Below are 12,315 nucleotides of genomic sequence, written 5' to 3' on the forward strand. Positions count from 1 at the left end.
GCCCCGGGTCGGTCCTCCGGGGCGGTGATGTTCCGGGCGGCGCCTGTTGCGGACGGCGCTGGTTCAAGTGGCGCCGTTGGCTGCGGCGTTGGTGCGCGGGACGGCGGCGCCTTCTCAGGTGGCGCCTTGCCGGGCGCCGCTGGTCCGGGTGGCGATGGTGCGGGTGGCGATGGTGCGGGTGGCGCGACGTCGCACGGAGACGGACGGCCCGTCAGACATGGGGCGAGGGACGGCCGAGCATCCGCAGGGCGCAGACGACGAGCAGGAGCGCGGCGGCGCAACAGCTCAGCGGCAACACCGCCGCGCCGGGCGGGAGTCCGAGCCGGGTGACGAGTGCCGCGGTGCCGGCCGCGAGGACGCAGATCGTCGCGGACGACCAGGCCGCGCCGAACGCCTGGAGCAGCAGGGCCGTCCACAGCGTGGCCGCGAGGGTGAGCAGGGTGGCCGGGTCCGCGCCGGTGAGGATCGCGGCCGGGAACAGCGGGCCCAGGTAGATGAACAGGCACAGTGCGAGCACGCCGGTGGAGCGCAGCAGGAACCCGGTGGGTGTCGCCGTGGCGCGCAGTGCCGCCACGGACATGCCCCGGTAGCGGTACAGCAGCCATTCCGCCGGGCCCATGCTCACCGTCAGCAGGATCACCGCGTAGGCGTTGACCGTGCCCTCCAGCAGCACCAGCGCGCCCGCCGACAGACCGAACAGGCCGTACGGCAACGACCACGCCAGCCTCGGGCTGCGTCCCTTCGCGGCGGGCGGGGTGCGCAGGCACGAGCGCAGGGCTGCTGCGCACACCACCAGCGTGCCGAGCAGCGCCAACAGCGGCAGTCCTGCCCGCAGTTCGCTCGACGGGTCCCACCACGGCAGGAGGAGGGCGCCCACGACGAGCGGGCTCAGCGCGGCCAGCAGCAGCCGTTCCCGGCCCAGCACCAGCAGTACGCCGGCCGCCGCGAGGTACACGGACTGCGCCGCCGCCACCAGCGTCACCCTGCCGTAGCCGACCGGGACTCCGGCGGCGGCCGTGGCCAGGACGACTCCCAGGGGCGCCCCGACCAGCAGGGTGCGGCCCGCCTCGCGGCGGCCCGCCGCCATCCGCAGATGCGCACGGTGGCCGAGTGCCTGCCCCCAGGCCCAGGAGACCAGCCCCGCGACCACCAGCACGGCGGTGTGCCTGCCCGCGTCCCACAGCGGCGCGGTGAGCAGGAACGCCAGTCCGGGCAGTGCGAACAGCGCGCCGCGCAGCAGGCACCGCACGGTGTCCGGCCGCCACGGATCGGCCGGCAGCGCCGGTTCCGGGAAGGTCCGCGGCACCCGCTCGTACAGCGCGGTCGCCAGGGAGAACAGGTTGGGGTGGCCGTAGCGCTCCTGGATCAGCGCGGCGGTCAGGCCCTCCGACTCCAGCAGCGCGGCGACCTCGTAGGGGTGGACGGCGGGCCCGACCCGGTCCGCGAGTTCGGCCGCCAGCATGCTGACGGCCTCCTCGTCGGGCCGGTAGCGGGGAACCCGCAGGGCCATCGTGTACTCCTCGGACACCCGCCGGGCGATGCGGCGGGTGTCGAGGGCCACGGTGTGGTCGTCCGACACCTTGCGGACGCTGCGTCCGGTGCCGGCGAGCCGTATCGCGAGCGTCTCCTGCTCGGAGCCGCCCGGTTCGAGGGACATCGGACCGCTCATCCGGCCATGCTCCTCGGGCCGGTGGGGACGGAGGAGCGCGTGCGGCGGTGAGCGCCCCGCCCGCCCTCCGGCCGGGGTGCGGCGGCGGGCACGGCTGTCTCTCCGCTGTCCGGCCGGCCGGCCCCGTCGCGCGGGGCGAGGGCGGGCAGTTCCAGGTAGATCGCCCGGAAGGTGTCGACGGTCTGCCGCAGGGTGAACTGCTCGACCACCCGCAGCCGGGCCGCCTCGCCCATCCTGCGGCGCCGGGCGGGGTCGCCCAGCAGTTCGAGCGCGGCGGCGGCCATCGCCTCCGGGTCGCGCGGCGGTACCACCAGGCCGGAGTCGCCGACCGCCTCCCGCACCCCGCCCACGTCCGTGGAGACGGTCGCCCGTCCGCAGGACATGGCCTCGATCAGGGTGAACGGGAAGCCCTCGCTGATGCTGGAGAGCATGACGACGTTCCCGGCCGCGTAGGCGTCCTTGATGTCGTCGACCCGGCCCTCGAAGACCACCGCGTCGCCGTGGCCGAGTTCGGCGGCTAGCGCCTCGCACCGCTCCCGGTACGCCTCGCCGCCGCGCGGGGTGCCGCCGAACAGCCGCAGCCGGGCGTCCGGCACCCGCTCGCGGACCAGGGCGAACGCCCGGATCAGCGTCTCCAGGTCCTTGATCGGGTCGACACGGCCGGCCCAGCTGAGGGTGGGCTCGTGCGGTTCCGGTCCGGCGATCGGGAAGGCGGCCGGGTCGACCCCGTTGTAGACGGTGCGGATGGACTCGGGGGCCGCGCCGCCCTCCTCCTCCCACAGCCGGTTGTACCGGTTGCCGGGGGTGACGAGGGAGGCACGCCGGTAGGTCTCGGCCGCGAGCAGCCGGAAGAACCCGAGGACGACCGCCTTCACCGGCCAGCGGTAGGGGGCGGTGCGGTAGCCGAGGTAGCGCTCGCGCAGATAGACGCCGTGCTCGGTCAGCAGCAGCGGGACGCCGTACTGGTCGAGGGCGGCGAGGCCGGGCAGGACCGCCACTCCCCCGCTGACCGCGTGGGACACCCCGTGCCGGGGAGGCTCCGCGGACAGCGGGCGCAGCGCATGCTCCAGGAGCGACACGGCGGTCAGCGCGTCGTGCAGGGTCGGGCCGGACTCGCGGACGGCGAGGCCGCGCCGGTTCCACACGGAGGCAAGGACGCCGATGGCCGCGTCGCCGCGCAGGAACGGGCTGAGCATGCCTGCCGAGGCGGCCCGCGCCATGGTGTAGAGGGCGGGCGCGAAACCGTCCTCGGCGGACGGGTCGACGAGCGCGGTCAGGAAGCGTTCCCAGGCCTCGGCGAGCCGGGCGCGGGCCCGTCCGCGCGGGGCCCGCCCCTGCGGGGGGTCGCCCCACATCGGGACGGAGGCGACCGTCGCCACGTGGGCGGGCAGGTCCCACACGAGGGCCTCGCGTCCGGTGCCGGTGACGGCGATGACGTCGAAGTCGATGTCGGGCATTCCCTGGACGAGTTGGTCGCACCAGACACTGACGCCGCCGTGACTGTGCGGATAGGTGCCCTCGGTGAGCAGGGTGACGTGCGTCGCGCCGGTACGGCGCCCGCCCTGATGAGCGTGCATGGCTGTGGCTCCACGGCCGAAGAGTGAGGTGGGTTCGAACCGGTCCCGGCCGACGGAGTCGGCCGGGACCGGCGACGTGTCGCGCCGGTCGGTCCTCGCGGACGTGCGCGACCTACTCGGTGACACCCGCGGGCACCGTGGTCCTGGGAGCGGTGGACGTGGTGTCGACCGTGGCCGCCGAGGCCGCCGTTCCGCTCGCCGCGACGGCCGCGGAGGGCAGCGTCAGGACGAGCGCGGAGCCCGTCGACGCCGTCCAGCCGGAACGCTCGCCGGCGTAGGCCGATCCGTACGCGGTGCCGCCGAGGGTGGTGCCGTTCGGCACGGTGGCGGTGACCTGGGTACCCGGGGGCGCCTGGACGGTCACGTCGTCACCGATGCGGTAGGCGGTCACCGTGCCGGCGGACAGGGCGCTCTTCCATGCGTTGCGGCGCTGGAGCTCGGCGCCGATGTCCTTCTGCCGCAGGTTCACGACCGGGGCGTTGTCCGCGTAGAGCGCCCGGTACTGGGCGAGCACCGAGTTCAGGACGGGGTAGAGCAGCCGGTCCTCGGTGAGGTTGGACTGGTGCACGTAGTGCGGCCGGGGGTCGTTGCTCAGGACGTGGCCGAGGGCCTGGCGGCTCTCCAGCGGCACGATGTAGTCGTCGTAGCCGGTGGTGGTGGACAGCGGGGACGCCAGGCAGGTGGTGGTGGCGGGGTTGTCGTCGCAGATGCCGCTGCCGCCCTGGGCCCGGCTGCCGTAGATGTAGTTGTACTCGTCGACCTCGTCGGCCTCGGTGCCGGCGTTGTAGTAGACGTTGAGCGGGTAGCGGGGCACGGTCAGCGCGGAGCCGACCTGGCGCTGCTGCGGGTCGCGGGAGTTGTCGGAACCGGCCCACTGGATGCCGTTGGCCGTGAGGGCGGGGCCGAGGTTCGGGTTGTCGACCGGCTGCTGCGGGGTGACGAAGAACCCGGAGTGCTCGCCGGTGATCAGCTCGTCAGTGTCGATGGGCAGGCCCTGCGCCTGGCCCCAGGCGACGTTCGTCGAGATCTCGCCGGAGATCTCCGCCTGGGAGACCCACTTGGTGGAGCCGTCCGCGTTGGTGGCGCACACCCACGGGACGACCGTGGTGTTCTGCTCGCAGCCGAGGAACTCGTGCGAGTACGTGTGGTTGATCCAGCGGAAGTCGTTCTTGTCGGCCACGAGCGATGTGGTCAGCGGATCGGAACCGCCGTGCTCCTCCTTGTAGTCCTCGCTGCCGACACCGTTGTAGGCGAGGTCGAGGGTGAAGTCGTGCGACTCCTCCCAGGACTTGGCGTAGTCGACGTCGGCGGAGGTCATGCGGATCGTCGACTCGGTGGCGCCGGGGTCGGTGCAGTCGACGTCTCCGGGCGTGCAGTTGTAGGTGCTGTTCCAGCGGTCGTCGGCGGCGAAGACGTCGTCGACGTGGACCGCGAGGTAGCTGTGCGACGCCCCGAGGTGGATGCCGTCCGTCATCCAGTCCACGATGCCGCGGGCCAGCAGCCTGAACTGCTCCTGATACTGGTTGTATACGAAGCCGACGACCAGTTCGCGTCGCCCGTCGTGCTTGTACTCGCCCACCAGCGAGGCCCGCCCGGACGAGCCGGGCACGGGTGCGTCGACGTAGGTGGTGAAGTCGGCGCCCACCACGGGCACGGCCAGGTAGCCGTAACTCTCGCTCACCGAGGCGTCGTTGTTCTCGAACGGCACGGATCCGTCGAGGTAGCCGAACGGCCCCGCCCTGCCCGCGTCGGTCACCCCCGCGGTGACACCGTCGAGGCTGCCGGCGTAACCGCCGTACACGTAGTACTGGAGCCCGACCTCGGGACGCGCGTAGGTGTAGGCGTCCACCTGGGGAATCGCGTAGGTCTGCTCGTACGCGGCCAGCGCGGCCATTTCGGCCGAACCGGTCGCGAACGGGTTGTCGTTGGGCAGCACGACCGCCTGGAACTTCGCACGCGGGCGGCCGTCGAGCGTGTCCGAGAGGAAGGCCGCGTCGATGGTGGGCCGGCTCGCGGAATTCAGGTCGACCTCGGTGTAGGGCGTTCCCTCACCGGCGAGTTCGGCCTCCACGGCCGCGGTCGCCGGACCGCCGTCACTGACCACGAGCACCCTCAGGTCTGTTCGGGGTGTGGTCGTGTCGGCCTGCGCCACTCCGGCCGGCAGGCCGACCGCGGCTATGAGCGCACAGACCGTGAGCGCGGCCGTGCGTATGGTCCGCTTCATGCGGTTGTTGTCCCTCCCCGGGCAGGGGTGGGTACGGCTCCGGGCACAGCTGTGGAGCGGACGCACCCCCTGGCGCGGCGCCGGCGTCCCCCTCAGAAGCCGGTCGCACGCATCCGTCGCACCAATAGTGAGGGCTCTGTGTAGCTTTCGCGGTCACGCTGCGGCACGTGACGGAAAAGCGCAGGCGTCCAAATGGTCGCGATCGGCACCTTCCGGCGCTTCGGTGACGGACCGGCAGGGGCTGCCCGCCGTGCGGAGAATCTGCTCCCACCCGTGCGCCGCACGGGTCGGCAGGCATACGGACGGCGCCAGTCCGCCCGGGACGGCGTCAGTGGACCAGACCTGTCGCCCGAAATGCGCATCGATCACTTTCGGACGCCGCCAAATAAATCTCCACAGTCGGAAGTTACGCTTCGATGTCCTTCAAATGGCCTACGCAGCAACGGAGTTGAGAGCCAGGCTTCGCCCTCCTCCGAGCGGACGGGCGGGGGTTGTCGCGGTGGTCCGCGGGGCGCCTTCCCCGACCCGGAAGACGATGAAGTCCCCGTCCCGGTTGCCTGCCCCGGCTCCTCGGTACGGACGGGTACTTCGCCGCCCGGCGTTCGCTCAGTCCTGCCGGGCGGGGCCCGTGGGGTCCCAACGGACGTCCAGCGCGGCCGGCTTGCGGAAGACCAGGCCGTACGGGGCCGCCGGGCGGTCGGGGTCGAGGCGCAGGCCCGGGAGGCGGGCGAGCACGTGCCGCAGGGCGATGCGGGTTTCCAGCCGGGCGAGATGGGCGGCGAGGCAGTAGTGCGGGCCGTGGGCGAAGGCCAGTTGGAGGCGCGCGTTGTCGCGGCGGACGTCGAAGGTGTCGGGGTCGGCGAAGACCTCCGGGTCACGGTTGGCGCCCGCGAGGGAGACGGTGACGAGGTCGCCGCGAGGTATCCGGGTCCCGCCGAGATCGGTGTCGCGGGTGGTGTACCGGTCGACGACCGCGGCCCCGGGCTCCAGGCGCAGCGACTCCTCGATCGCGCCGTCCAGCAGCGCCGGGTCGGCCCGGACCAGGGCGAGCTGACCGGGGTCGCGCAGCAGGTGCAGCAGCGCGTTGGTGATCATCGCCTCGGTGGTCTCGATGCCGCCGAACATCAACACCGCCGCGTTGGAGGCCACTTCGGGCACGGTCAGCCGGCCGGCGGCGGACAGGAGGAGGGAGGCGGAGTCCCGGTCCGCGACGGTCGCCTCGACGGCGGCACGCAACTCCCGGTACGCCGCGACTCCTTCGGCGCCCGCCTCGTGGCCGGCGGTGATGTCGGAGACCGACCGCACGATGGCGTCGTACCAGGCGAGCACCGTGTCGCCGCCCGCGCCGGCCAGCCCCAGGGCCTCGGTCACGACGGCCACCGCGAGCGGCCCGGCGAAGGCGCGCCGCAGGTCGGCGGTCCCCCGGTGCCCGAGCCCGGTGATCAGCCGGTCGGTCTCCCGCTCGATGAACTCCGCGAACCCGTCGTGCACGGCCCGGGGACGGAAGGGTGCCGTGAAGGGCTCGCGGTGGCGCGCGTGCCGGTCGCCGTCGAGGGACAGCATGCTGGGGCCGACGACCTGGGCGGTGGAGAACCGGGGATCGTCGACGGTGAAGGTCCCGGCGTCCCGCATCACGTCCATCGCGAGATCCCGCCGGGTCACCAGCCAGCCGTCCAGTTCGGGAATCCAGGAGACGGGTTCGCGTTCCCGCAGCAGGGCGAGCCGCGGATGCGGGTCCCGGGCGAGTTCGGCGAGGCTGGTCGCGGCACCGAGCGGGAACCGGGCGGCGCGGTCGACGAGGGTCACCATGTGCCGTGACCTGGCAGAAGGGCTTCGTACACGCTGCCGAGGCTAACTCCCCCACCGCCCGCGGGAAAGCGCGGGCCCGGCGGGCGGGGCCGGGACGGGGGCGGTGTCACCGTCCCCGGCGCGGGGTGTACATCCCCCGTCGCCGCGAACCCGCCCTCGTCGAGCACGAGTACGAGCATGGCCGGGTGCTCGTCGGGCCGGGGACGGCACGGCCTCCCCCGCCGTTCTCAACGCGGTTGCACGCCAGGCCAGTTGGCCGAGCGTCGGCGCCGAGCTTCACCGCCGCCCCTCGCACGGGGGCTCGGCGCCGTCTCCTGACTCCGCCGGCCCCACGCCACCGGACGCGGGGTCCCGCCCCGGTACACAAGATGGACAAGAACCTGTCACACAAGGACCGGAATGCGGGGGCCGGAGCGGGCCGTTCGCACAGTCATGACTGTTGGAGTAGCGCTCAACTCGTCCGACGCCGGGAACCAGGTCGACGCCTCCGTACAACTGGCCCGCGAGGCCGCCGAGGCCGGGCTGCGCTCGGCCTGGTTCGGGCAGACCTTCGGTGCGGACTCGCCGCAGCTCGCGGCGATCGTCGGACGCGAGGTCCCCGGGCTCCACGTGGGCACTTCCGCGATCCCCGTCTTCGGCCGGCACCCCCTGCTGGTCTCCAGCCAGGCGCAGACCGCCCAGGCGGCGACCCACGGCCGCTACCACCTGGGGCTGGCCCTGGGCACCAAGTTCCTCACCGAGGGCGGCTTCGGCCTGCCCTTCGAGCGGCCCGTCGCGCGGCTGCGTGAATTCCTCACCGCGCTGCGGCAGTTGACGCAGGACGGCGAGGCCGACTTCCACGGTGAACTGCTCACCGCCGTCACCCCCGTCCCCGCGCGTGTGCCCGGCGCCGAGAACGGGGTCCCGCTGCTGGTCGCGGCGATGGGGCCGCAGGCCCTGCGGGTCAGCGGCGAACTGGCGGACGGGATCCTGCCGTACCTCGCGGGCCCGCGCGCGCTGGAGGAGCACATCGTGCCGGCCGTCACGGCCGCCGCCGAGGCCGCGGGGCGCCCCGCACCGCGGATCGTGGCCCTGGTGTCGGGTGTGGTCACGGACGACGTCGACGCCGTACGGGAGAGGGCCACCGAACAGCTCGCGTTCTACGAGCAGATCCCTTCCTACGCACGCGTCGTGGAACTCTCCGGCGGCCGGCGGGCGTCCGACGTCGCGGTGATCGGCGACGAGAAGACCGTCGCCGCCGAGGTGCGGCGCTACCGGGACGCGGGCGCGACGGAGGTGGTGTTCACCGGCACGGAGATCGCGGGCGAGGCGGACCGCCGGCGTACCTGGGCGCTGCTCGGCGAACTCGCCGGCTGAGCGCCGTCCTCCCCCGCATCGATCTGACACAGCACCGTCCGACGCCCGCGCACGCGGAACAGCGAAACAGCAGAACAGCGGAACAAAGGAGTAGGCATGACGACCGAGGTCACGACGACCGAGCTCCAGGCGTTCACCAACGACTGGCTGGACTGGTACCGCGCGCAGGAGGAGCGCCTGGCCGACCCGCACGGCTTCCTCGCCATCACCGGCCTGCACTGGCTCGACGAGAGCCCGCAGCGCTTCCCCGACGCCCCCGGAACCTGGCGGACCGGGCCCGACGGGATCACCGTGGTGCTCGACGAGGGCGAGGAACTGGTCGTGGACGGCACCCCCGTGCGCGGCGAGCACCGCTTCGGGGTGCTCCCGGAGCGGGCGAGCGTGAACGCCGTCTGGGGCGACGCGGTCATCGAGGTCGCCAAGCGCGGCGGCAACGACATCGTGCGCCCCCGGCACCCGGACGCACCCCTGCGCACCGGGTTCACGGGGACTCCCGCCTACGCGCCGCATCCCCGCTGGGCGGTGACCGGCCGTTACGTCGCGTTCGACGAGCCCCGGCCGACGACGGTGGGCGCCGCGGTCGAGGGACTTGAGCACGTGTACGAGGCGCCGGGCCGGATCGAGTTCGAACTGGACGGGCGTCCGCTGTCCCTGACCGCGTTCCCCGGCCACGGCGAGGGCCGGCTCTCGGTGCTGTTCACCGACGCGACCTCGGGCGTCACCACCTACGCGGCGAACCGCTCCGTCACCGTGGAGGCGCCGGGCGCGGACGGCACGGTCCTGGTGGACTTCAACCGCGCGGCGAACCTGCCCTGCGCCTACACGGACCTCGCCACCTGCCCGCTTCCGCCCGCGGAGAACCGGCTGCCGGTGGCGGTCGAGGCGGGGCAGAAGATCCCCCGGGAGCGGGGCGGCGCCTGAGTCCCGGTTGCGGCGGGGCGGTTCCGCGGCGCCCCGGCCCCGGCGCACCGCACCCGTTCCGGCCGGCCGTGCCCACCCGCGACCGGGCACGAGCCGGTGGGCGCGAGCGCGCGGTGAGCGTCCTGCACTGAGCCCCCGAGGGGGAGTTGGGCACCGAGTGGTGAAAACGGTGTGCCGGATCGCGTCCGCCCGTCCTGAAAGGCCCGGTTGGGGGTACCCGGCCTGATGCCGACCCCCGACGCCCTCGCGACGCGTCGGCGGGACAGACGGAACGGAGAGAAACGGGAGGTGGTTGCCGTGTCGAGTACGACACCGCACTCCACGAGCGTACGAGGCGACGGGCCGGCGGCCGGTGACGAGCAGGTGGGCGCGCTGGTGCAGCGGGCCTCGCAGCAGCTCACGGAGCTGGTCCGCGGCGAACTGCGCCTGGCGCAGGCGGAGATGAAGGAGAAGGGCAAGCGGTACGGCAAGGGCGGCGGCCTGTTCGGCGGCGCCGGGCTGTTCGGCTTCGTGACCCTCCAGGCGCTGGTGGCCACGGCGATCGCGGCGCTGGCCGTCCCGCTGCCGCTGTGGGCGGCGGCGTTGATCGTCACCGCGGTGCTCGCGCTGGTCACGGCGGTCATGGCGCTGACCGGCAAGAAGGAGATCGGCAGGGCGGCACCGCCCGCCCCCGAGCAGACGATCGAAAACGTGAAGGCCGACGTGGCCGAGATCAAGGAGAGTGCGCACCGATGAGCAATCCGTCCGACGGAGACCGGTCCGCCGCCACCCCCGAGGAACTGCGCAGGCAGGTGGAGGAGACCCGCGAGGAGCTCGGGCAGACCGTCGAGGCGCTCGCGGCCAAGGCGGACGTCAAGGCCCGCGCCAAGGAGAAGGCGGCCGAGGCGAAGGTGAAGGCTGTCGAGGCCAAGGAGCAAGCGACCGTCAAGGCAACGGAGTTGAAGGCCAAGGCGGCCGAGACGGCGCACCAGGTCAAGGACCGGCTGCCCGAGCCGGTCAAGGACAGGGCGGCGCAGGCCGCCGTCCAGGCGAAGGCCAAGGTCGCCCAGGCGGAGGCCGTCTGGGAGGACAAGGCACCCGAGCCGGTGCGCCAGAAGGCGGCGCAGGGCGCGCAGGTGGCGCGCGACAACCGGTCCGCGCTGTACGTGGCGGGCGGTGTCGCGGTCCTCACCTGGCTGCTGTGGCGCAAGAAGAAGTCGTGAGCGTGTAGCCCGCCGGAACGCGCGGCGGTGACGGCGTCCGTGCCGGGCGTGCCCCGGGTGGGGGCACGCCCGGCAGCCGTGTGCCGGAGCGCCCGGCCGCCCGCGCGCCGCCCCGCCGGACCGCGCTAGGGGCCCGGCGGTCCCTCCGGCACCCGCCGGCGCAGCGCCGCGTCCAGTTCCGTGCGCAGCCGCTCGTCCAGCCTGCCGTCCCGGGCGAAGGCGAGGACGTTCTCGGCGACCGTGCGCAGTTTGGTGTTGGTGCGCTGGGAGACCTCGCGCAGCACGTTCCATCCGTCCTCGGTGGTGACCCGGGCGAGGGCGACAAGGACACCGATGGCCTGGTCCGCGAGCGCGTGCGAGTCGACCGCGCGGCGCAGTTGGGCGTTCTCGGTGCGCAGCCGTTCGATCTCGCGGGCGAGGTCGGACGTGGAGTCGAGACGCAGCGGGTTCGTGGAGAGCGCGAAGAAGGTCATGGGTGGTTTCACCGGGTTCCGGGGCTTGTGATGACGCCGGGCCGGTGCCCGCCTCATCTTCTCCAGTTCTCCAGGTCCGGCCCCCGCGCGCGGCACGCCGGCACGGCGTGCGGGCGTCGCGGGAGGACCGCAGCCGGAACGGCCCGGCCGCGGGGTACCTGGCGGGTCTGCCTGCCGAAACCCGCATCATCCACCTGTCCACGCTCGTGCCGGGTACGCCCGCGGATGAGAAAGCCCACGTCACAGGGGCGCGTGAAGGGGGCGGATCAGGGGCGCTCAGCCCAGCGGGAGCCGCCTGTTGGCGAGGACCGGGATGTTCGCGCGCACGGATCCCGCCTCGGCCGGATCGACGTCGACGAACCGGAGTTCGGGCCCGGGACCCGCCACGTCGCGCACGGTTCCGTCCGGGCCGGCCACGAGGCTGTACCCGATGCCCGTCGGCGCCCGGCCCGAGCGGGTGCCGCCGCTCGCCTCCGGGTCGGCCTGGTCGACGGCGGCGATCCACAGGGTGGCGTCGAGGGCGCGGGCACGCACCAGCAGTTCCCACTGCTCGCGCTTGCCGGGGCCCGCGCCCCAGGAGGCGGGCAGGATGCTCAGCACGGCGCCCGCGTCGGCGTGCGCCCGGAACAGCTCGGGGAAGCGCACGTCGTAGCAGGTCGCGAGGCCGGTGCGGACGCCGTCGACGTCGACGGTGACGACCTCGGCGCCGGGCGCCACGGTGTCGGACTCGGCGAAGCCGAAGGCGTCGAAGAGATGGATCTTGTCGTAGGCGGCCTCGACGCCCGGCCCGGTGGCGAGCAGGGTGTTCGTGACGCGTCCGTCGGGCGCCGGGGTGAACATCCCGGCGACGACCACGATCCCGCACTCCGCGGCGACCGCCCTGACCGCCTGCGCCCACGGCCCGTCGAGAGGTTCGGCGACCGGGCCGAGCGGGATGCCGAAGCGGGCCATCGTCGCCTCCGGGAAGACCACGAGGCGTGCGCCGCCCGCCGCCGCACGGCGGGTCTGTTCCCGCACCAGCTCCAGGTTCTTCGCGGGCTCGGTTCCCGAGGTGAGCTGGCTCAGCGCGATCCTCATCGGTTGC

At 73.4% G+C, this 12,315-nt stretch carries 10 protein-coding genes; 4 read left to right on the plus strand and 6 right to left on the minus strand.

Annotated elements, in window-relative coordinates; translation table 11 throughout:
• Window positions 1-211: 211 nt before the first annotated feature.
• The 4 genes from ACFZA0_RS15520 to ACFZA0_RS15535 all read right to left on the minus strand — a co-directional run bounded on the left by ACFZA0_RS15520 (window position 212) and on the right by ACFZA0_RS15535 (window position 7,279).
• Entirely contained in the window at window positions 212-1,669 is a 1,458-nt protein-coding gene (locus ACFZA0_RS15520) for a hypothetical protein (protein ID WP_391016087.1), read from the minus strand.
• Window positions 1,666-3,246 carry a GT4 family glycosyltransferase PelF gene (gene pelF / locus ACFZA0_RS15525; RefSeq protein WP_391016090.1) on the minus strand — a complete coding sequence of 527 codons (1,581 nt, stop codon included), beginning with the start codon at window positions 3,244-3,246 and terminating at the stop codon, window positions 1,666-1,668. The genes ACFZA0_RS15520 and pelF overlap by 4 nt, the downstream gene beginning before the upstream one ends.
• A gap of 112 nt (window positions 3,247-3,358) precedes the next feature.
• On the minus strand, window positions 3,359-5,470 hold the full coding sequence (locus tag ACFZA0_RS15530; RefSeq protein WP_391016092.1) for a hypothetical protein: 2,112 nt from the start codon (window positions 5,468-5,470) through the stop codon (window positions 3,359-3,361).
• Window positions 5,471-6,076: 606 nt separating this feature from the next.
• A complete protein-coding gene (locus ACFZA0_RS15535) occupies window positions 6,077-7,279 on the minus strand; it encodes a cytochrome P450 (RefSeq protein WP_391016095.1) in 1,203 nt (400 codons plus the stop codon).
• 432 nt (window positions 7,280-7,711) lie between these two features.
• Here ACFZA0_RS15535 and ACFZA0_RS15540 point away from each other — a divergent pair, with 432 nt between their 5' ends.
• The 4 genes from ACFZA0_RS15540 (at window position 7,712) to ACFZA0_RS15555 (ending at window position 10,758) form a co-directional block, all read left to right on the plus strand.
• On the plus strand, window positions 7,712-8,635 hold the full coding sequence (locus tag ACFZA0_RS15540; RefSeq protein ID WP_391016097.1) for a TIGR03564 family F420-dependent LLM class oxidoreductase: 924 nt from the start codon (window positions 7,712-7,714) through the stop codon (window positions 8,633-8,635).
• A 96-nt stretch (window positions 8,636-8,731) separates the two neighbouring features.
• Window positions 8,732-9,556: a DUF1684 domain-containing protein gene (locus tag ACFZA0_RS15545; RefSeq protein WP_391016100.1), complete on the plus strand. Its 825-nt coding sequence runs from the start codon at window positions 8,732-8,734 to the stop codon at window positions 9,554-9,556.
• Between the two features lie 363 nt (window positions 9,557-9,919).
• A complete protein-coding gene (locus tag ACFZA0_RS15550) occupies window positions 9,920-10,291 on the plus strand; it encodes a phage holin family protein (RefSeq protein ID WP_391016561.1) in 372 nt (123 codons plus the stop codon).
• On the plus strand, window positions 10,288-10,758 hold the full coding sequence (locus ACFZA0_RS15555) for a DUF3618 domain-containing protein (RefSeq protein ID WP_391016102.1): 471 nt from the start codon (window positions 10,288-10,290) through the stop codon (window positions 10,756-10,758). The genes ACFZA0_RS15550 and ACFZA0_RS15555 overlap by 4 nt, the downstream gene beginning before the upstream one ends.
• Before the next feature lie 125 nt (window positions 10,759-10,883).
• Here the strand turns inward: ACFZA0_RS15555 and ACFZA0_RS15560 are convergent, their stop codons facing one another.
• Together ACFZA0_RS15560 and ACFZA0_RS15565 are read right to left on the minus strand one after the other, a co-directional pair.
• Window positions 10,884-11,231, minus strand: a complete 348-nt coding sequence (locus tag ACFZA0_RS15560) for an ANTAR domain-containing protein (RefSeq protein ID WP_391016104.1) — start codon at window positions 11,229-11,231, stop codon at window positions 10,884-10,886.
• Window positions 11,232-11,507: 276 nt separating this feature from the next.
• Window positions 11,508-12,308, minus strand: coding sequence for a nitrilase-related carbon-nitrogen hydrolase (locus tag ACFZA0_RS15565; RefSeq protein ID WP_391016107.1), 801 nt, complete (start codon window positions 12,306-12,308; stop codon window positions 11,508-11,510).
• Window positions 12,309-12,315: the final 7 nt, after the last annotated feature.

The sequence above is a fragment of the Streptomyces sp. NPDC008150 genome (assembly GCF_042956945.1).
Classification (GTDB): Bacteria; Actinomycetota; Actinomycetes; order Streptomycetales; family Streptomycetaceae; genus Streptomyces.

Bases quoted from the DNA above. Each gene is read 5' to 3' on its own strand.
- ACFZA0_RS15520 (WP_391016087.1), bottom strand. From the start codon at position 1,669: ATGAGCGGTCCGATGTCCCTCGAACCGGGCGGCTCCGAGCAGGAGACG.
- pelF (WP_391016090.1), bottom strand. From the start codon at position 3,246: ATGCACGCTCATCAGGGCGGGCGCCGTACCGGCGCGACGCACGTCACC.
- ACFZA0_RS15530 (WP_391016092.1), bottom strand. From the start codon at position 5,470: ATGAAGCGGACCATACGCACGGCCGCGCTCACGGTCTGTGCGCTCATA.
- ACFZA0_RS15535 (WP_391016095.1), bottom strand. From the start codon at position 7,279: ATGGTGACCCTCGTCGACCGCGCCGCCCGGTTCCCGCTCGGTGCCGCG.
- ACFZA0_RS15540 (WP_391016097.1), top strand. From the start codon at position 7,712: ATGACTGTTGGAGTAGCGCTCAACTCGTCCGACGCCGGGAACCAGGTC.
- ACFZA0_RS15545 (WP_391016100.1), top strand. From the start codon at position 8,732: ATGACGACCGAGGTCACGACGACCGAGCTCCAGGCGTTCACCAACGAC.
- ACFZA0_RS15555 (WP_391016102.1), top strand. From the start codon at position 10,288: ATGAGCAATCCGTCCGACGGAGACCGGTCCGCCGCCACCCCCGAGGAA.
- ACFZA0_RS15560 (WP_391016104.1), bottom strand. From the start codon at position 11,231: ATGACCTTCTTCGCGCTCTCCACGAACCCGCTGCGTCTCGACTCCACG.
- ACFZA0_RS15565 (WP_391016107.1), bottom strand. From the start codon at position 12,308: ATGAGGATCGCGCTGAGCCAGCTCACCTCGGGAACCGAGCCCGCGAAG.